Source organism: Ephemeroptericola cinctiostellae, from assembly GCF_003339525.1.
Lineage (GTDB): Bacteria > Pseudomonadota > Gammaproteobacteria > Burkholderiales > Burkholderiaceae > Hydromonas > Hydromonas cinctiostellae.
Genome location: NZ_CP031124.1, coordinates 2,273,175 through 2,292,546, shown reverse-complemented (window position 1 = coordinate 2,292,546; position 19,372 = coordinate 2,273,175). Strand labels below are relative to the sequence as shown.

The 19,372-nt window shown below is 48.9% G+C and carries 20 protein-coding genes and 3 tRNA genes; 18 read left to right on the top strand and 5 right to left on the bottom strand.

Annotated elements, in window-relative coordinates; translation table 11 throughout:
• Positions 1 to 16: 16 nt before the first annotated feature.
• A complete protein-coding gene (gene trxB, locus DTO96_RS10360) occupies positions 17 to 976 on the bottom strand; it encodes a thioredoxin-disulfide reductase (RefSeq protein WP_114563426.1) in 960 nt (319 codons plus the stop codon).
• A 103-nt stretch (positions 977 to 1,079) separates the two neighbouring features.
• Between trxB and DTO96_RS10355 the strand changes: the two genes are divergently transcribed.
• From DTO96_RS10355 to rplI, 6 genes are all read left to right on the top strand, one after another.
• Positions 1,080 to 1,862, top strand: a complete 783-nt coding sequence (locus tag DTO96_RS10355) for a spermine/spermidine synthase domain-containing protein (protein WP_114563425.1) — start codon at positions 1,080 to 1,082, stop codon at positions 1,860 to 1,862.
• A gap of 187 nt (positions 1,863 to 2,049) precedes the next feature.
• A tRNA-Ser gene (locus DTO96_RS10350) sits at positions 2,050 to 2,142 on the top strand.
• 106 nt (positions 2,143 to 2,248) lie between these two features.
• Entirely contained in the window at positions 2,249 to 2,614 is a 366-nt protein-coding gene (rpsF, locus tag DTO96_RS10345) for a 30S ribosomal protein S6 (RefSeq protein WP_114563424.1), read from the top strand.
• Positions 2,615 to 2,626: 12 nt separating this feature from the next.
• A complete protein-coding gene (gene priB / locus DTO96_RS10340; protein ID WP_114563423.1) occupies positions 2,627 to 2,974 on the top strand; it encodes a primosomal replication protein N in 348 nt (115 codons plus the stop codon).
• Between the two features lie 30 nt (positions 2,975 to 3,004).
• On the top strand, positions 3,005 to 3,277 hold the full coding sequence (gene rpsR / locus DTO96_RS10335) for a 30S ribosomal protein S18 (protein WP_114563422.1): 273 nt from the start codon (positions 3,005 to 3,007) through the stop codon (positions 3,275 to 3,277).
• 57 nt (positions 3,278 to 3,334) lie between these two features.
• Complete coding sequence (rplI, locus tag DTO96_RS10330) at positions 3,335 to 3,784, top strand: 50S ribosomal protein L9 (RefSeq protein ID WP_114563421.1); 450 nt, start codon at positions 3,335 to 3,337, stop codon at positions 3,782 to 3,784.
• A gap of 196 nt (positions 3,785 to 3,980) precedes the next feature.
• On the opposite strand, the gene DTO96_RS10325 is transcribed toward rplI, so the two are convergent.
• Positions 3,981 to 5,024, bottom strand: a complete 1,044-nt coding sequence (locus DTO96_RS10325; protein WP_157964411.1) for a metallophosphoesterase — start codon at positions 5,022 to 5,024, stop codon at positions 3,981 to 3,983.
• 280 nt (positions 5,025 to 5,304) lie between these two features.
• Entirely contained in the window at positions 5,305 to 6,696 is a 1,392-nt protein-coding gene (dnaB, locus tag DTO96_RS10320) for a replicative DNA helicase (RefSeq protein WP_114563419.1), read from the bottom strand.
• 209 nt (positions 6,697 to 6,905) lie between these two features.
• Between dnaB and DTO96_RS10315 the strand changes: the two genes are divergently transcribed.
• From DTO96_RS10315 to DTO96_RS10305, 3 genes are all read left to right on the top strand, one after another.
• Positions 6,906 to 6,981, top strand: a tRNA-Lys gene (locus DTO96_RS10315).
• Between the two features lie 64 nt (positions 6,982 to 7,045).
• Positions 7,046 to 7,121: transfer RNA gene (locus DTO96_RS10310), tRNA-Lys, on the top strand.
• A gap of 273 nt (positions 7,122 to 7,394) precedes the next feature.
• The gene (locus tag DTO96_RS10305) at positions 7,395 to 8,225 is read left to right on the top strand and encodes an SGNH/GDSL hydrolase family protein (RefSeq protein WP_157964410.1); all 831 of its coding nucleotides are present in this window, start codon (positions 7,395 to 7,397) and stop codon (positions 8,223 to 8,225) included.
• Positions 8,226 to 8,285: 60 nt separating this feature from the next.
• On the opposite strand, the gene DTO96_RS10300 is transcribed toward DTO96_RS10305, so the two are convergent.
• Positions 8,286 to 8,618, bottom strand: coding sequence for an energy transducer TonB (locus tag DTO96_RS10300; protein WP_114563417.1), 333 nt, complete (start codon positions 8,616 to 8,618; stop codon positions 8,286 to 8,288).
• Between the two features lie 165 nt (positions 8,619 to 8,783).
• Here DTO96_RS10300 and alaS point away from each other — a divergent pair, with 165 nt between their 5' ends.
• On the top strand, positions 8,784 to 11,408 hold the full coding sequence (gene alaS, locus DTO96_RS10295) for an alanine--tRNA ligase (protein WP_114563416.1): 2,625 nt from the start codon (positions 8,784 to 8,786) through the stop codon (positions 11,406 to 11,408).
• 59 nt (positions 11,409 to 11,467) lie between these two features.
• Positions 11,468 to 11,845 carry an SIR2 family protein gene (locus DTO96_RS10290; RefSeq protein WP_114563415.1) on the top strand — a complete coding sequence of 126 codons (378 nt, stop codon included), beginning with the start codon at positions 11,468 to 11,470 and terminating at the stop codon, positions 11,843 to 11,845.
• On the opposite strand, the gene DTO96_RS10285 is transcribed toward DTO96_RS10290, so the two are convergent.
• Positions 11,842 to 12,528 (bottom strand): IS1595 family transposase, encoded by a 687-nt coding sequence (locus DTO96_RS10285; protein ID WP_114562080.1) that lies wholly within the window; start codon positions 12,526 to 12,528, stop codon positions 11,842 to 11,844. The two genes, DTO96_RS10290 and DTO96_RS10285, sit on opposite strands and share 4 nt — an antisense overlap.
• Positions 12,529 to 12,583: 55 nt before the next feature.
• Between DTO96_RS10285 and DTO96_RS10280 the strand changes: the two genes are divergently transcribed.
• The 7 genes from DTO96_RS10280 to queF all read left to right on the top strand — a co-directional run bounded on the left by DTO96_RS10280 (position 12,584) and on the right by queF (position 19,343).
• On the top strand, positions 12,584 to 14,437 hold the full coding sequence (locus DTO96_RS10280; protein WP_157964409.1) for a tetratricopeptide repeat protein: 1,854 nt from the start codon (positions 12,584 to 12,586) through the stop codon (positions 14,435 to 14,437).
• A gap of 29 nt (positions 14,438 to 14,466) precedes the next feature.
• On the top strand, positions 14,467 to 15,420 hold the full coding sequence (locus DTO96_RS10275; RefSeq protein WP_114563413.1) for an alpha/beta fold hydrolase: 954 nt from the start codon (positions 14,467 to 14,469) through the stop codon (positions 15,418 to 15,420).
• A gap of 588 nt (positions 15,421 to 16,008) precedes the next feature.
• Positions 16,009 to 16,203 (top strand): Fe-S cluster assembly protein IscX, encoded by a 195-nt coding sequence (gene iscX, locus DTO96_RS10270; RefSeq protein ID WP_114563412.1) that lies wholly within the window; start codon positions 16,009 to 16,011, stop codon positions 16,201 to 16,203.
• A gap of 202 nt (positions 16,204 to 16,405) precedes the next feature.
• Positions 16,406 to 17,179, top strand: a complete 774-nt coding sequence (gene queC / locus DTO96_RS10265) for a 7-cyano-7-deazaguanine synthase QueC (protein WP_114563411.1) — start codon at positions 16,406 to 16,408, stop codon at positions 17,177 to 17,179.
• A gap of 7 nt (positions 17,180 to 17,186) precedes the next feature.
• On the top strand, positions 17,187 to 18,209 hold the full coding sequence (locus DTO96_RS13190; RefSeq protein WP_114563410.1) for a 6-carboxytetrahydropterin synthase: 1,023 nt from the start codon (positions 17,187 to 17,189) through the stop codon (positions 18,207 to 18,209).
• The gene (queE, locus tag DTO96_RS10255; protein WP_114563409.1) at positions 18,206 to 18,835 is read left to right on the top strand and encodes a 7-carboxy-7-deazaguanine synthase; all 630 of its coding nucleotides are present in this window, start codon (positions 18,206 to 18,208) and stop codon (positions 18,833 to 18,835) included. The genes DTO96_RS13190 and queE overlap by 4 nt, the downstream gene beginning before the upstream one ends.
• A 76-nt stretch (positions 18,836 to 18,911) precedes the next feature.
• Positions 18,912 to 19,343 carry a preQ(1) synthase gene (gene queF, locus DTO96_RS10250; RefSeq protein WP_114563408.1) on the top strand — a complete coding sequence of 144 codons (432 nt, stop codon included), beginning with the start codon at positions 18,912 to 18,914 and terminating at the stop codon, positions 19,341 to 19,343.
• Positions 19,344 to 19,372: the final 29 nt, after the last annotated feature.

Below are 19,372 nucleotides of genomic sequence, written 5' to 3'. Positions count from 1 at the left end.
TCACCGTGGTGCAAAATTATCCGTGCAACGCTTCTAAATAGCGTTGTGCATCCAACGCGGCCATACAGCCGCTTGCCGCGCTGGTGATGGCTTGGCGATAAATGTGATCTTGTACATCGCCCGCTGCAAATACACCCGCAATGTTTGTTGCTGTTGCATTGCCGATCAAACCGCTTTGGGTCTTAATGTAACCATTTTCCATGTCAATTTGACCTGCAAAAATGTCGGTGTTTGGCTTGTGACCAATCGCAATGAACACGCCGTCCACTGTAATCTCTTTGGTTGAACCGTTGTTGAAATCTTTCAAACGCAAACCTGTTAAACCCGTATCGTCGCCCAAAGCTTCATCCAATGTGTGATTCCATTCAATTGTCACTTTGCCTTCAGCTGCTTTCGCCATCAAGCGATCAATCAAAATCGGCTCAGCACGGAATTTATCACGGCGGTGAACCACCGTCACGTGGCTGGCAATGTTTGATAAATACAATGCTTCTTCAACTGCTGTATTGCCACCGCCCACAACCGCAACCGGTTTGCCACGGTAAAAGAAACCATCACACGTTGCGCAAGCCGACACGCCACGACCCGCAAATGTTTCTTCTGATGGCAGGCCAAGGTATTGCGCCGAAGCACCTGTCGCAATGATCAATGCATCGCACGTGTATTCGCCCGCATCACCGACCAAACGCATTGGTTTTTCAGTTAAATAAGTGGTGTGGATCGTGTCGTAAATCATTTTTGTGTTGAAACGTTCCGCATGTGCTTGAAAACGGCTCATCAATTCGGGTCCCTGGACACCATCCGCATCCGCAGGCCAGTTTTCGACATCGGTTGTTGTCATCAGCTGACCGCCTTGTTCCAAACCCGTGATGAGCACAGGGTTCAAATTTGCACGTGCGGCGTAAACCGCTGCTGTATAACCCGCAGGGCCTGAGCCTAAAATCAATAATGGATGGTGTTGTGTTGTGACTGACATGTGTTTCCTTTGTTTCATCTAGGGGTTCAAATTATGCGTTATTATACGTCCTTTAAAATGAATGCGTCATGACCGTTGTCAATTGGGTCGATAGAGAGTCACTATGAAAAGCACAAAAAACAGTCCAAAAACCAAATATAAAAATGAACCCATTTCCTTTTCGGAGATTGGTGATGTCCGTTATCTGCACTTTGGCACCCCATGGGTGCAGGGTGCAATGAATTTGCGAAAACCTTTTAAACTCGAGCTTGAATACGCCCGCATGATGATGGCGTATATTTTGTTTCTTGAAGAGCCAAAGCATGTCGCCCAGCTTGGCATGGGGTGCGCTTCACTGACCAAATTCATTTGGAAATACATGCCAAACACCCACAGCACGGTGGTGGAGCTGAATTCAGATGTGGTCAATGCCGCCTATACCATGTTCAAATTGCCAAGTGCCGAAGAGCGCATTCAGGTCGTTGAGTCTGATGCAGCGGTGTGGGTTGCCGAACAGCAGGGTGGATTTGATGTGTTGCAAGTGGATTTGTACGATGCCACTGCGCGTGGCCCCGTATGCGACAGCGAAACTTTTTATCGCGACTGCTTCAACGCTTTGAATGACACCGGCATGTTGACCGTTAATTTATTTGGCGATCACCCCAGTTTTGAAAAAAACATGAAAAACCTCAACACCGCATTCGATGGGCGAGTGATCGCTTTACCTGAAATCCATGAGGGCAATCGCATCGCATTGGCATTCAAAGGAGCCGCATTGAGTGTTGAATGGGCTGATCTGTATGAACGAGCTGCCGTTGTTAAAGAGTTGTATGGCTTACCAGCCAAACGCTGGGTCAGTGCATTGAAACAAGCATCGACCCCTCAGTCGAGCGTGTTTTCTGTGTGATCAATTTAGAAAAAGATCCGTTGGGCGCATTGAAACAACCATCAATGAAGCAGAGACTGGGCAAACTTTTGTTTTTTTCGTGCTCACTTGAATATTCCGTTTAATAATTAAAGTAAACACTTGACGTGAATGTAAATGCGCATTTATAATGTTGGTCTCTCAAGTCCAAGTGATTGGGTTTGAGAAAGGAAGCGTGGCCGAGTGGTCGAAGGCACATCCCTGCTAAGGATGCATACGGCTTATACCTGTATCGAGGGTTCGAATCCCTCCGCTTCCGCCAAATATTATGCAATCAAGGTTAATGCTATATTTGCATTAACCTTTTTTGTATTTCTTGCTGTACTCGCACAGACGCGCGAGGCGGCTTTCATCCACAAGGAGTGAATATGCGTCATTATGAAATCGTATTGATCGTGCATCCTGACCAAAGCGAGCAAGTGCCTGCGATGGTTGAGCGTTATAAAGCACAAATCGAAGCCCAAGAAGGCAAAGTACACCGTTTTGAAGATTGGGGCCGTCGTCAATTGGCTTACCCAATCCAAAAACTCGTTAAAGCACATTATGTGTGCTGGAACATCGAATGCAACCAAGCCACTTTGGACGAGCTTGAGCACGCTTTCCGTTACAATGACGCAATTTTGCGCCATTTGACAGTGAAAATGGACAAAGCAGAAGTTGCGCCATCGATCATGATGAAAGCAGCAGAAAAAGAAGAAGCACGCAAATCTGCGGCACCTGCTGCTTCAGCTTAATCCGTTTTTAATGTGAGTACTCATGCTTCGGCTGTTGCAAATCGTTTGATTCTTGATGTGTGTCTGCTAGAAAAAGACACATTGCGCAACACTTTAGCAGGCGTGCCTGTCGTAGAAGCCGTATTTGCCCATGCGGGCGCTCAAACCGAAATCGGTGTTGAGCGACAAACGCAGTTTGAGTTGGCAGGTGTTGCGATGGGTGAGGTGGCCTCTGTTTTGGATGCAGCGCATGTTGGTTTGCATTACCGCGTGCAAGGTTTCTTAAATCGAAAAAGCCTCAAAAGCCTCAAGCTGAGATTGCATGTGACTCACATGACCCCCATCGTTGTTGATGTTCTTCATGACTCAACAACGGATTAAATGTTAAGAATTTAGAAAAGGAAATGCATCATGGCAGCTCCACGTAGCAAAACAGGTCGTCCAGAACGCCGTCCAGCACAAAACCCATTGTTCAAACGCAAACGCGTTTGCCGTTTCACTATGGCTAAAGTTGATCAAATCGACTACAAAGATGTTGATACATTAAAAGACTTTATCGCTGAAAATGGCAAAATCATCCCAGCACGTTTGACTGGTACACGCGCAATCTATCAACGTCAATTGAACACTTGCATCAAACGTGCACGTTTCTTGGCTTTGGTGCCTTACTGCGATAACCATTAATTTGAACATCGTGCATGAGCGGTGGTTCATCGCTCAATGACGACACAAGGATAGAAAATGCAAATCATTTTATTAGAAAAAGTATTGAACGTCGGTCAACTCGGCGAAGTGGTTAAAGTCAAAGACGGTTATGCACGTAACTTCTTGATCCCACAAGGTAAAGCTCGTCGCGCAACGGCAACTGCAATGGCTGAGTTTGAAGCGCGCCGTGCTGAGCTCGAAGCGGCTCAAGCTGGTAAATTGGCTGCGGCACAAGGTGTTGCAGAAAAAATGACAGGCTTGCAATTGACTCACGCTTCTAAAGCGGGCGTTGATGGTCGTTTGTTTGGTTCTGTGACCAACTCTGACATCGCTGAAGCATTGAAAACTCAAGGCTTTGAAGTGTCTAAATCACAAATCAAAATCGTTGATGGCAACATCAAAGCGATTGGTGAATACGCGGTTCAAGTGGCTTTGTTCACTGACGTGGCAGCTGACATCACGTTGTTGGTGACACCAGCGATCTAATCGCGGCGACATGAGTTGTACTAAAAAAAGCCAAGGCGTTGCCTTGGCTTTTTTGTGGCTGTTTTTTGGGCTGTTGAGCGGGCAATTTTTACTTCGTCTTTATCTTGCCGTTCATTCGTTGATTTATTAATTCGTTGGTTGTTTATTGCTGAGCACGGTGTGTTTAAATGGATTCGGGTGGTGTTTTTGCCCTCATTTAGGCACGTGCGAGCGTCATGAGTGTGATCTCACCTGAAATGTCAGTGGTGCGCAAAGCTGGGCCCCAATAGCCTGTGCCTGAGTTCACATACACCCAGCCCGCATTGTTTTTGTTCAAACCTCGTGCAAATTTATGAAAGTACTGTATCACCCAAGTGGCTGGGAAATATTGTCCAGCATGGGTGTGCCCAGACAGCTGGAGGTCAATGTTTAAGTTATTGGTCAACTCTGCGGTACCTGGATGGTGGGCGAGCAGTAAGGTAAAGGCGGCATCTGTGGGGGCATCACTCAGTGCTTTACTAGGGTTGCAGCTGTGGGCGATGATGTGTTGCTCGGCTTTGAGGTCGTGCACGCCTGCAACCACAACAGCATGGTTGGCGATGGTGAGTACATCGTGTTCATTTTCTAAAATACGCCAGCCAAAATTTTTGAAATGGTCGATCCACGCGGGTGCGCCTGAATAGTATTCATGATTGCCTGTGACAAAATAAGTCCCGTATTTTGACCTCAGGTTTCTTAAGGGCTCCACGCTGTGAGCCAGTCGAGCAACGGAGCCGTCCACCACATCGCCCGTCACTGTCATGATGTCAACATTGAGGGCATTGACCGTGGCAATGATTTTTTGAATGTAAGCCTCTTCGCCCTGAAGTTGACCGATGTGCACATCTGAAATTTGAGCGATGGTCAACCCTTCAAGCTCGGCAGGTAGATCTGTGATGGGCAATCGAATGCGTTGCACGGTGGGTTCGGCCAATGCACGCTCAGCAGCGTATCCGAACACGGCTGCTGTTGCACCCAAAACGCCGATTCGCGAGGTTTGGCGTAAAAACTGACGGCGATCGTTGGGAAGCTTCTTATGCTGAGGTGTGAACCCAACGGCGTGTCCAAACAGCCCTTGAGCGAGCGTGAACGTGAGCAATAAAGAATAAAACCCAAAGCCATAATTCACCACAGTGATGGTGTTATGAATGCCCGTTTCACGCATGGCAAAGCGCAGGTAAAATTGGGCAGGTAAGCACAAGGCCAAGCCCAAGATCACCATAAAGGCTGCCCAGCGCCTCCACCGTGGCCATGTTGGAGGCACAAGCCGGTGGTGAATGTAGAATGCCGATGCAATCAGCAGGACAATGACTGGGACGATGAATGCGGACATGGCGAAGGGCAGCTTTCTATGGCATTTTTAAAAGTAGGCCTGCTTTTCTAAAAATAAGATCGAGGCTTTACGAGGGCATTCGCAACAATTTGCGGTAAACCCACGCGCAATCACAATCGGGGCATGGCTTTTACTCAATGAAACCATTTGGGCCAATGCTGAAATGATGTTAGTAGTTTGGCTGGTATTCATCCGAATATGCTGCGTTGTCAAACTTGGTGTATTCACCGATGAAGCTCAGGTTCACGGTGCCAATCGGGCCGTTACGCTGTTTGCCAATGATGATTTCGGCACGACCTTTCACATTGGGATCTTCTTTATTATACACTTCGTCACGATACACAAACATGATGATGTCTGCATCTTGTTCGATCGCCCCCGATTCACGCAAATCCGACATCATCGGGCGTTTGTCTGGGCGTTGTTCGACGCTACGATTCAACTGTGACAGGGCGATTAATGGGCACTCCAGCTCACGTGCAAGGGCTTTGAGGGAGCGTGAAATTTCAGAAATTTCCGTGGCGCGGTTATCGCCTGCGCGTGATGCGCTCATGAGCTGTAAATAATCGACAACGATCAGCCCAAGGCCGCCGCATGTTCGCGCCAATCGACGTGCGCGAGCACGTAAATCAAGGGAGTTCAATGCGGGCGTTTCGTCAATGTACAATTGCGTTTCATGCATTTTTTCCATGGCAACGGTCAAACGTTCCCAATCTTCGTCAAGCAGTTGTCCTGTGCGCAAACGGGTTTGATTGAGTTTGCCAACGGAGCCTAAAATACGCATACCGAGCTGTTTTGCACCCATCTCCATCGAAAATACGGCAACAGGCAGGCCTTCGGCAATGGCCACATGCTCCGCAATGTTCATCGAAAACGAGGTTTTACCCATCGAAGGGCGACCCGCGACAATGATCAGGTCACCTTTTTGTAAACCTGCGGTCATGCGGTCAAGGTCGTAGAACCCCGTTGAAACACCCGTCACTTCATCTTTTTGATCGCGGTGATACAAGTCATTGATTTGATCGAGCACCTCGGTCAACACCACAGGCAGTTCATGAAAATCGGCACCGCCACCACGTCGCCCATCTTCGGCCACGGCTAAAATGGATTGCTCTGCAAAGTCGATGATGGCTTTGGTTTCTTTGCCTTGCGGGGCGAAAGCCGCTTCAGCAATGTTATCCGACGCACTGACCAGTTTGCGCAATAGGGCGCGGTCATGCACGATTTCAGCATAGCGACGAATGTGCGCCGCAGATGACACCCCCGTGACCAAAGCATTTAAATACGACATCCCACCGACATCATCCAAGCGGCCTTGATTTTGCAGTGACTCAAATACCGTCACCACATCAGCAGGATGACCTTGTTCAATCAATGTGTGGATGGTTTTAAAAATCAAGCGGTGATCGAAACGATAGAACGCCTCTTCGCGAATCATGTCATTGACCTTATCCCATGCCATGTTGTCCAGCATCAATCCACCTAAGATGGATTGCTCGGCTTCAATGGAGTGCGGCGGGGTGCGCAGGGCGGATAAATCGTCGTGAATCTCGGGGGACATGGTGGCCTAACTAAGTGTGATGATTGAAATAATTTGAACAGCGCCAAGCTGCTGCCGAGCACTGCTGAGGAGTCGTATTTTACTGGTTTTTCGTGCGCAGGTGTCAGTTAGAGGTGACAGCCTTTGGCTTCAATTAAAATATTAACGGGGTTTTCGCGTGTAAGGGTTGACAAAAAACGGTGGGCTGTCTATAATCTCGTTTCTGATTTGGGTCGTTAGCTCAGCTGGTAGAGCAGCGGACTTTTAATCCGTTGGTCGCGTGTTCGAATCACGCACGGCCTACCAAATTTAGATAAGGCCTCGCCTGACGCGGGGCTTTTGTTTTGAAGTAAAGCAGTACCAATTATTTGGGTCGTTAGCTCAGCTGGTAGAGCAGCGGACTTTTAATCCGTTGGTCGCGTGTTCGAATCACGCACGGCCTACCAAATATGACAAAAAGCCTCGCAGGATTGCGAGGCTTTTGTTATTTTAATTCATACGGGCTTCAGTTGGCGTAGAATGAGTGTGGTGGTGGTTCTTGAGTGTGCGGGTTCTCTCAATTGCCCTCAATCTTAAATGGAGCCGATTGGGTTAAATTGTGTTTTAACTGAACGGTCAACTGAGCCTTCAGCTGAGGTCGTCGCCGCTTTCCCCAATGTGCTCATCAGAGTTCTCTCCTTCTTTGTGTTTTCAGCATCTCCTTTTTGTGGGAGTTTGTCATGGCGTATTACACCAATCCCCGTAAGTATTTCAATGAGTTGTCGATGCATGGCGCACGGCCGAAATTGCTGTTTGAGGGCGACTCATGGTTTTCAATCCCTGATTTGAGACACATTCCCGCGCAGCTGGATCAAATGCTTGATGCATCGGTGTTGTGCGTGGCCGCCCCTGGTGATACTTTGGTCAAGGTGGCTGAGGGCGCCCAATTGGCCACATTAAAATGGCTCATACACGATGTGATTGATGGCCAACGTTGGGACGCGATCCTGCTCAGTGCGGGTGGCAATGACATCATCGGTGAGGGCATGCAGTATTTTTTGAAAAACACCGATCCCAGCAGCGATCAGATTGAGGATTACATCAATCAAGAGGCTTTGAGCGATTGCATCGCATTGATGGGTGAGCGTTTAAGCGCAGTGATTGCTTTGCGTGATGATTCGACTGCAAACCCCAACACGCCGATATTGATACACACCTATTCTTATTTGACGCCAAGGAATGTTGCCCATAAAGTACTGGCGTGGGGCGTTGCTGGGCCGTGGATTTATCCGTATATGGTCAATAAAGGCATTGTTGATTGTGCTTTGCAAAAAGCCATCGTGGTGTATTTGCTGGATCGCTTTCATGCTTTGTTGACTGATATTGAACGGCGGCCAAATGCCAATGTGCACGTCATCGACACCCGATTGGCTTTGCCACGGCTGGAATGCACAGAGCGCGGGCGGCAATCCAAATACTGGTATGATGAAATTCATCCGACTTCAAAAGGATTTGCGTTGCTGGCAAGGGATTATTTTGTCCCGAAATTGCAATCGTTGGGTCTCGTCTGACAAGGATGGGGTTTGTGGTTTGAAATGTAAACAATGCGCCGATCAAGGCGCATTTTTATTTTATTTGAATGCCTCAGGCACTTCCCAGCGCATGTTGTGCCACTGCGCGACGGCTTTGTGCCCAACCCGTGGCGTCGGGAATGTTTTGCCTTGCACTTCTTTGACCGCCATTTGGTCGACTGTGGGCGAGCCGCAGCTCATGCGCACGGTCACCGCTTTGACGTGTCCATGTTCACCGACGTGCACGCGCAACATCACAAACGGTCGTTTGACTCGGTGGGTAAGGGCTTTGATGTCGGGCGTGAGGGGCGTTTCTGGGCTCATGGTGGTGGAATCTTTAAATGCAGGCCATAAAAACAACTTGTACAGCCATTGGCGTAGAAATTTAGGCATGAGGTGATCGTGGTGTGGATGGTTTTTGCTTAAAAATGGGCTTTATCCATTATAATGTTCAATTGATCGCCGCATTGGATTTTGCCTTTAAAAATGCGAATATAAGCCATGCCATGTGCCCGCAGCGGGTCGCCATTTCAACCATTGATTGATTTTAGGATTTTTATGCAAGTCGCAGACATACGTTCCAAATTTTTAGAGTTTTTTGAACAAAAAGGTCACACCATTGTGCGCTCATCGCCGCTCGTGCCGGGCAATGACCCAACATTGATGTTCACCAACTCGGGCATGGTGCAGTTCAAAGACGTGTTCCTCGGCACAGACAAACGCCCCTACAACCGCGCAACCAGCGTGCAAGCATGCTTGCGCGCGGGTGGCAAGCACAATGATTTGGAAAATGTCGGCTACACCGCACGTCATCACACCTTCTTTGAAATGCTGGGCAACTGGAGCTTTGGCGATTATTTCAAACGTGAGTCTTTGAAATGGGCGTGGGAATTGTTGACCGTCGTGTATGGCTTACCCGCTGATAAACTGCTCGCCACCGTGTACATGGAAGACGACGAAGCCTACGACATTTGGACAAAAGACATCGGCTTGCCGCCTGAGCGCGTGATTCGCATCGGCGACAACAAAGGCGGACGTTACATGTCGGATAACTTCTGGATGATGGCAGACACAGGCCCGTGCGGTCCATGCTCAGAAATTTTCTACGATCACGGCGACCACATCTGGGGTGGCCCTCCAGGCTCACCCGAAGAAGACGGTGACCGTTTCATCGAAATTTGGAACAACGTGTTCATGCAGTTCAACATGTTGGCGGATGGTTCTGTCGAGCCATTGCCTGCGCCGTGCGTGGACACGGGCATGGGCTTGGAACGCCTTGCCGCGATTTTGCAACACGTTCACAGCAACTACGAAATTGATTTATTTGCCAACTTGATTAAAGCCGCTTCACGCGAAACAGGCTGTACTGATTTAAAAAATCCATCGCTCAACGTCATTGCCGACCACATTCGCGCATGCTCATTCCTCATCGTGGATGGTGTGATTCCATCGAATGAAGGCCGTGGCTATGTGTTGCGCCGCATCATCCGTCGTGCGATTCGTCATGGCTACAAACTCGGCTGCCGCAAACCATTTTTCTCAAAACTGGTTAAAGACTTGGTCAAAGAAATGGGCGCAGCATACCCTGATCTCGCCGCGAAAGAGGCGATTGTCACACAAACCTTATACACTGAAGAAGAGCGTTTCTTTGAAACCATTGCCAATGGCATGGACATTTTGGATGCCGAACTCGCGGCTTTGCCAGCGGGCGGTACATTGTCAGGCGATGTCGCGTTTAAATTGCACGACACCTTTGGTTTCCCACTCGATTTGACCGCCGACGTGTGCCGCGAACGTGACTTCACGGTTGACGAAGCAGGTTTTGACACCGCCATGAACGCACAAAAAGACGCATCACGCGCGGCAGGCAAATTTAAAATGAACGCCAGCATCAGCTACGATGGTGCAAAAACCGACTTCCAAGGCTACAGCCATTTAACCATTGACGGCGCGAAAGTCACAGGCATCTACATCGACGGCGTTGCGGCGGACAGCATCACCGCAGGTCAAAGCGGCATCGTCATCCTCGATCAAACGCCGTTTTACGCCGAATCGGGTGGTCAGGTCGGCGACGCAGGGCAGTTGAGCGAAGGCAGCGATTGCGCCTTCCTCGCCACCGTCACCGACACCACCAAGGTCTTGCCCGACGTGTTCGGCCATCATGTTCAAGTAGAAGCGGGTACGTTATCGGTCGGCGACCAAATCACCGCCCGCGTGGACGGCGCACGCCGCGCCGCCACCGTGCGTAACCACTCTGCCACTCACCTGTTGCATAAAGCCCTGCGCACCGTTCTTGGCGAACACGTTCAGCAAAAAGGTTCATTGGTTGACGCGGACAAAACCCGTTTTGACTTTGCACACAACGCCCCCGTGAGCGCAGACGACATCGTGCGCATTGAAACATTGGTCAACCAAGAAGTGCTTGGCAATGCGGACACCAAAGCGCAAGTCATGGGATTTGACGACGCCAAAGAAACAGGCGCTATGATGTTGTTCGGTGAAAAATACGGCGAAGAAGTACGCGTCCTCACCATCGGCTCATCGGTTGAACTGTGCGGCGGCACGCACGTTCACGCCACAGGCGACATTGGCTTGTTCAAAATCACCAGCGAAGGCGGCGTGGCCGCAGGCGTGCGCCGCATCGAAGCCGTCACAGGTTTAAACGCCATGCGCCACACGCAACAACTCGCCGCCCAATTGAGCCAAGCCGCACACGCGCTCAAAGCCGCCCCCGCAGAACTGGTTGAACGCATCGTCCAAACCCAAAACGAGATCAAATCACTCGAAAAAGAACTCAACACCGCCAAAGCCAAAATCGCCGCCGCACAAGGGGGCGACCTCGCCACCCAAGCGATTGACGTGAACGGCATCAAAGTCCTCGCCGCCACCCTCGACGGCGCAGACATCGACATGCTGCGCAACACCATGGACAGCTTGAAAGACAAACTTGGCAGCGCCGTCATCGTCCTCGCCACCGCCAGCGATAAAGTCACCTTGCTCGCAGGCGTCACCAAAGATTTGACGAGTAAAATCAAAGCAGGCGACGTCGTCAACTTCGTCGCCCAGCAAGTCGGCGGCAAAGGCGGCGGACGACCTGACATGGCGCAAGCAGGCGGCACGGACGTGGCCGCACTGCCAGCGGCGATGGCTGGTGTGCTGGGATTTGTGACTGCGAAGTTGTAATTTTGTAGGGTGGGCTTTGCCCACCTTTTTTATTTTGTGACGAGGTTTAGGGAGAGGCAATGTCTGGTTCAATGGTGAAATTATCGCCTGCACATATAGCAACATACATTAAAAATGCTAAAGAGAAGGGAAAGCCTTATGTCATATTTACGGGGGCTGGTTGTTCTTTAAGCGCAGGTATTCCCTTGGCTGGAAAGCTGATTGAAGAAATAAAGCAAAAATACCCCACTCAGGCCATGACTGCTATAAATATAGGCAGTAACGATTATGGCCAATATATGGCTTGCCTGACCAAGGATGAACGTCGAGAGCTGATCCGAGCTTATGTGGATGGCGCAAAGATTAATTGGGCGCATATTGTACTGGCCAACTTAATGAAGGAAGGGTTTGTCAACCGGGTATTGACCTTTAATTTTGATAATATTTTGGGGTCTTAGGAAGCAGAATTCAATAACGGCTCATCTCGCAGCATGTTAAGAAGCACTTTATACAAGTCGCTTTTGCGATGGTTAAACCTAAATTCAGTTTCCTTCAAATGCAGTAAAAATGTGTTTTTCGGAACGCCGTTAAACTGAACCAAACGACGTTTAGCATAGCTCCAGAATGATTCTATCCCATTCACATGATTAGAACCATTTACAAACTCATCGGCACCATGATTCACCCGGAAGTGTTTATCAAACCCGATGTCCACCAAGCCATTATAGCCGCGCCAACCATCGGTATGGATAACGCTGTTAATGTCTGCTTTCCCACGAATAATGGCTTGCAGGCTGGCTTTGGAAGCATCAGGCACAATCTCAGTGTAGATATTGCCATCACGTTTGAGTAAACCAAACACGATGGTTTTACCTGAAGCACCACGTCCGCGTTTACCTCGAACACGATGCGGACCAAAATATGATTCGTCGGCTTCCAACTCTCCTTTGAGTGGTGAGCCTTGGAGACAAACAATCACCAAACGACGACGAATCTTGAGGTAAATGGTGTTGATTGAACGAACGGATATGCCGCTTAACGCAGCACATTCCGTTGCCGTTAAATCAAGGGCAAAATACCGTAAAATTTGGCGAAACTTCGCTTCGCTAATTTTTGAATGTTTGAAGTACTTGTTTTTCATTTGGTCTCAAGAGCTTAGCGCATATTTTAATGCGTTTGCTTCCTAAGACCCTATTTTGTCTAGGTCATGCGGCTTACTTGGCTTATATCCAGCCATCTACGACATGGCGAGCGTTGATGCTAAATTTCATGATTTGATTGTAGAGCCTGCTATTGTGCATTTGCATGGTCAAAGTCATGGGTTTCACTTGTTGAACACTGCGGATGAAACTAAAAATCAAGCCGCTGAACGATTGAGTGGTTTTATACAAACAACGCTCAATCACAGTGATTGTTTGTTTATTGGCTATAGTGGTTCTGCGGATGCTTTTTTTACTGAAATCCAAAAAAAATACACAGGGCAAAATCGAATCATCTGGGTTGGACATGATTCAGAGCCAAATGCATTCGTGTCTGAGTTTGTAAATAAAAATTCAAATTTAATTCATTATGTTGGTGATGCTGATGCCGATGAGTTTTTGATCACATTGGCTCAGGAGCTGAATTGTTTCCCGCCTGAAATTCTTCATAGCCCTTATAAACACATGCACAGTTTGCTTGAGTCAATTATTCCATATCCTCGGAAAATCCTAGACGGCCGTGATGTATTAAAGGAAACAAAAGAAGAACTATTGATTCGAATCAATGAAGAAAATGAAAAGCACGTACAACCAATCAGTTCAGAGTGGCTTTTACTTCAAGGCAAATACCATGATGTGATTGCCCAGTTTGAAACATCGAAAGATGAAGATGATGTTAATGCCGTTTATTGGTCTTACGTAATGTTTGGTAGTGCGTTACTTGACTCAGCAAAAGAAACCCATGACAAAGCCTTGTATGACGCCAGTTTTGAGAAATACGCCAAGGCCGTTGACATTAAACCTGATAAGCATGCGGCATGGCACAGCTGGGGTGATGCATTGTTTGACTTGGCACAAGAAACCCATGACAAAGCCTTGTATGGCGCCAGTTTTGAGAAATACGCCAAGGCCGTTGATATCGGGCCTGACGATCATCTGACATGGTACAACTGGGGCAATGCGTTGTATCAGTTGGCAAACGAAACACATAACGAAGCCTTGTTTGAAGCCAGTTTTGAGAAATACGCCAAGGCCGTTGATATCAAGCCTGACTATCATGAGGCATGGTACAACTGGGGCACTGCGTTGCATCAGTTGGCAAACGAAACGCATAACGAAGCCTTGTTTGAAGCCAGTTTTGCGAAATACGCCAAGGCGGTTGAGATTAAACCTGACTTTCATGAAGCATGGGGTAACTGGGGCACTGCGTTGTCTGGCTTCGCAAAAGAAACCCATGACCAAGCCATGTTTGAAGCCAGTTTTGCGAAATACGCTAAGGCGGTTGAGATTAAACCTGATGACCATGAAGCATGGTATAACTGGGGCACTGCGTTGTCTAATTTGGCAGCAGAAACCCATGACAAAGTGATGTTTGAAGCCAGTTTTGAGAAATACGCCAAGGCGGTTGAGATTAAACCTGACGACCATGAAGCATGGTGCAACTGGGGCAATGCGTTGTCTGACTTCGCAGAAGAAACCCATGACCAAGCCATGTTTGAAGCCAGTTTTGAAAAATACGCCAAGGCGGTTGAGATTAAACCTGACGGCCATAAAGCATGGAACAACTGGGGCAATGCGTTGCTTAAATTGGCTGGTTTGGATGCGGGTGACAGACGAAAGCACCTGTTATTAAAAGCTAAAGATGTTCTTGAAAAAGCAGAGCAGCTGAATTTGGATGATGTTTATAACTTGGCGTGTTGTGAGGCACTATTGGGTAATTTTGAGGGCTGTCGCGTTAAGCTGCTTCATTGTAAGGATCGGAATACTTTGCCCACACAAGCGCATTTACTTGCAGATGACGATTTAATTGGGGTTCGAGATTTGCCTTGGTTTGCAGGGTTGTTGGCTTAGGCTGTGAAGCGTTACTTTTAAAGGGTGGTATGAAATCTGCATTCAAGTTAGGTTTGCTATACATGTACGGCGCGTTTGGCATGGCACGGACTGAGCAAAAAATTGCAGTGTATGAGGGTATGATTTCGTTGGCAGCTCGGTTGGCGCGTTTGCTAGTTTGTACCGCGCAGGTTGAGGGACAGACGATGGCGTATTTTGACAATCAACGGGCGGATCAGCCCGTTGTTTTGTTTGTGCATGGGTTTACGGGTGATAAAGAGAATTGGTTGATGGTTGCGCCGAAGTTGACCCGTGATTATCGTGTGATTGCCGTGGATTTGCTGGGGCATGGGGCGAGTGATAAGCCGTTGGGGGGCGATTATGCGGTGACGGCGCAGGCGCGGCGGTTGGGTGTGTTGCTCAATCAATTGGGCATTGTTCAGCCTGTGCATGTGGTGGGCAATTCGATGGGTGGTTTGATTGCGGGGTATTTCGCTGCGTTGTTCCCTGAGATGACCCAGACGGTGACGTTCATTGACAGTGCGGGCATGCCCGTACACAATGCGTTCAGTGAGCAGGTGCGCGTGGACATGATGGCGGGGCGTTGCGCTTTGGTGGCTGAAAAGATTGAGGATTTGGATCGCTTGGAGGCGTTGGTTTCGTACAAGAAGGTCAGGGCGCCTCGGTTTTTGCGTGAGGCGTTGATTGCCAGAAAAATTCCTAACCGTGCGGTGTATTTCAATGTGTTAAAGGCGATCACGAACGAGGATTTTGATGATTTTCGAGAACCGCTGGTGGATGTGTTGCCTAAAATCACAGCGCCTGTGTTGATTCTCTGGGGCAAAGAAGATTGCATCGTTAGCGTTGATGCAGTGGATGTGATGTTGCAATATGTTCATGCGCAAAAAGTTGTGGTGTATGAGCAGGTCGGGCATGTGCCGATGATTGAGGCGCCGCATGAGACTGCTCGCGATTTAAAAGCATTTTTTGAAAATAATCTTTAAAATGCGTTGAATGTGTTTTTAAATGGCGGATGGTTAAGTAAAATACGTTTGCATGAATGGCTGTGTTCCATTTTGGTGGCTGGATGTTTTGCAACCGTCGGTATACCGCTATTCCCGCGTAGTGGAGTCCAGCCATCCCTTCAAATGCATATATTTGCTGATGGATTTGAGCTGTTATAAGTGGGGTGCGCTTTGCGCTCCTCTGGATTTCCCCCTGCGCGGGAATGACGGGTTCAAACATGGCTCAAATCATTGGGCTTTCGCTTGTACATGAATGACGGATTAAACACGAATTGAACATGAGTTGAACATGAGTTGAACATGGCTCACATCATTGAATTTCTTGCGATGTGGGAATGACGGGTTAAATGTGGTTTGAACATGGTTCAAATGATGGGTTTTTCGCCGACATGGGAATGATGGATTGAACATGATTTGTGCATTGCTTAAATCATTGCTCTTTCGCTTGTACTGGGATGGTGGGTTGTTTAGTGGCTTCTCAATTCAAGGGATATCAAAGCCACTGGCATCTCCAAGAGCCAACGGGTATGCGCCTTATAAATTAACGTGAATTGAAAAGGGATTGATATGAAATGGTCTGACGTGTTGGACATCGCAATTGAGTTGTACGAAACCCATCCTGATGTGGATCCAACGACCGTGCGTTTTACTGATTTGCACAATTGGGTGGTGGATTTGCCTGATTTCGATGATGATCATCACCGTGGTGGCGAAAAGGTGTTGGAGGCGATTCAGCAGGCTTGGATCGATGAGGCGCGATAAGTTGTTGTGGTGGTTGCGAATTAGACACAACTGTAATCGTGACGAGCTTATTTCTGCTTTTCCTTAAACTTTGTTTTGGTGCGTGTTCATTCACGCATTTTTTTGTTATGCGTTGATTTAGCGTATAATTCGTCCCCAACACGCCTCGCGATCACTTGAGCGGCGGCGTGATTTTTTAACTTCGACTGTTTTCGAGGACATGATGGACAATTTAAATTTAACCTCCTGCGGTGCAGGTGGTGTTGGCTCGGGCGCGCTGGTTGTGTTGTCGGGCGGTCAGGATTCAACCACTTGCCTGTATTGGGCGGTTGCCCGTTGGGGGCGTGAAAACGTGCAGGCGTTGACTTTTGATTATGGTCAACGGCATCGGGTGGAGTTGGATTCGGCTCAGAAGATTGCGGCGTTGGTGGGCGTGAAGCAAACGGTTTTGCCGATTGATACGTTTGCGGCGATGGGTGGCAATGCGTTGACCGATGACATTGCGCCTGAGTCGGGCGTGCGGGCGGACGATGATGCGGCATTGCCGAATACGTTTGTGCCTGGGCGTAATCTTATTTTTCTTACTTTTGCAGCGGCTTTTGCATATCAAAAAGGCCTCGCTCATGTGGTGACGGGCGTGGCGCAGACGGATTATTCGGGTTATCCCGATTGCCGTGAAAATACCCTTAAATCTTTGGAGCTGGCTTTGCGTTTGGGCATGGACAGCCGTGTGACGTTGCATACGCCGTTGATGTTCATGAGCAAGGCGGAGACGGTGGCATTGGCGCAGGCTGTGGGTGCGATGGATGCGCTGGCTTTGAGCCATACCTGCTATAACGGCGCAGTGCCGCCATGCGGTGAATGCGCGGCGTGTGTGTTGCGTGCGCAGGGGTTTGCTCAGGCGGGTGTGGCGGATCCTTTGGTGGTGCGGACGTTGGTGAGCGCGTGTGCGGTTGATGCTGTGGCGCATGACGATGCTCAGCTGACTTTGTGTTGAGTGCGCCATGAATAATTTGTTGAAACAGCGGTTTATTGCGGGCATGGGCTTTGAGGCGGCTCGGCGTTTGGGTTCTTCTGAGCGTCATGGGCACAGTTTTTGGGTGACGGTCACTTGTGAGGTGCCATTGGATGTGTTGAAGCAGGCGTTGGCGTCGGTGTGTGCGGTGTGGCACATGCGCGATTTGAATGATTTTTTCATTGAGCCAAGTGATGTGACGTTGGCGCAGTGCATCCGTGTGACTGTGCAATCACAGCTTGCTCATGTGGGTGATGGAGGGGATCGAGAGGTGTCCGTTGAGCTGCGTTCTGCGCCCAATGTGGGTGTGTGTTATGAAGGGGCGCAGGTTTGTCGTTGGTTGTCAGCCGATTTTTCGGCGGCTCACTTTCTACCGAATGTGCCTGAGGGGCATCAATGTGGGCGTTTGCATGGGCACGGTTTCAAGGTTAAATTGTCTGTGGATGCCCAGGCATGTGCGCCTGAGCGACTGGCTGGGGCGTGGCAACATTTACATGCGCAATTGCATCATAGCCACCTCAATCACATCAAAGGGTTAGAAAATCCGACCAGCGAACATTTGACCGAATGGTTGTGGCAGCAGTTACAGTCTGTTGTGCCTTTGTGTTCGGTCGAGGTGTTTGAAACGTCGACAGCGGGTTCTCGTCGCGATGCCAAGGGTTTCACGATTTGGAAAGAAGTGCGTTTTGAGGCGGCTCAGCCATTCGATGGGGCTGGGCGTTATACGGGGCACAGTTATTTGGCACGCCTGTATTTGCAGGGTGAAACGCTTGATGCACAGGCGGGTTGGCTGCGGGATTTTGCAGATGTCAAGGCGGTGTTTAAGCCGATCTACAATCAGCTCGATCATTATGCTTTGGACGCAATTGCAGATTTGACGGCGTATGACAGTGCGACTTTGGCGGCTTGGATGGCGACGCAGTTGAGTGGTGCTTTACCTGAATTGTCTCGTGTGGATGTGTTTGAAAACGAGTCCAGTGGCGCGGCTGTGTTTGTGCAAGAGGGCGCTTGATGTACACCGTAAAAGAGATTTTTTATACATTACAAGGCGAAGGCGCACAAGCGGGTCGCTCGGCGGTGTTTTGTCGTTTTGCGGGGTGTAATTTGTGGAGTGGACGTGAGCAGGATCGCGCGACGGCACAATGCACATTTTGTGATACGGATTTTATTGGTGTGAATGAGGATGGGGGCAAATTTACCACCGCCGCAGCGTTGGCGCAACGCATATCGGATACATGGTTGGGCACAGGGGGCGTGCCTTATGTGGTGTTCACGGGCGGTGAGCCGTTGTTGCAGTTGGATGATGGATTGATCGCGGCGATGCATGCTGTGGGCTTTGAGGTGGGTGTTGAAAGCAATGGGACATTGCCTGCGCCCGCGGGCATTGATTGGCTGTGCATCAGTCCGAAAGGTTCGAATGCATTGGTGCAAATGTGTGGGCAGGAGTTGAAATTGGTGTATCCACAGCTCAATGCTTTGCCTGAATCATTTGCGACACTTGATTTTGAACATTTTTATTTGCAACCGATGGACAGTGCGGCGCAGCAGAGCAATACGGCTGCCTGCATCCGGTATTGCATGGCGCACCCACAGTGGCAACTGTCTTTGCAAACGCATAAACTCTCGGGCATTCGATGAAATGTGCCGTTGTGTGCTTTGAGTCGTTTATTTGATATAAGTTTTGAATTTTAAGTTTTTTAAGGATGTTAACAGCATGGAACTTCACGCCAATTTACAATCGTTGGGCAATAAAAAAACCGATTACCGCTATGATGAGCCCGATGCATCGTTGCTCGAGCGTTTTCCAAATCCATTTGTTCAATCAAGCATCAATCCAAATGGTGTCACGGGTACGCTGAACATGGTGTGTCCCGAGTTCACCAGCCTGTGCCCTGTCACAGGTCAACCTGATTTTGCGACCATTGTCATTGACATGCAACCGGGTGAGTGGTGTGTGGAATCCAAGTCATTGAAATTGTATTTGGGTTCATTTCGCATGCATGGTGAGTTTCATGAGTCGTGCATTTGCCGCATTTGCAATGATTTGGTGACGCTGTTGCAACCGAAATGGATTAAAGTTGAAGGACGTTTCACACCACGCGGTGGCATTCCATTGTGGCCATCGGCGGAATACCGCCAACCGTAAAGGTTTGGTTCAAATTCAGTGCAAAAGAT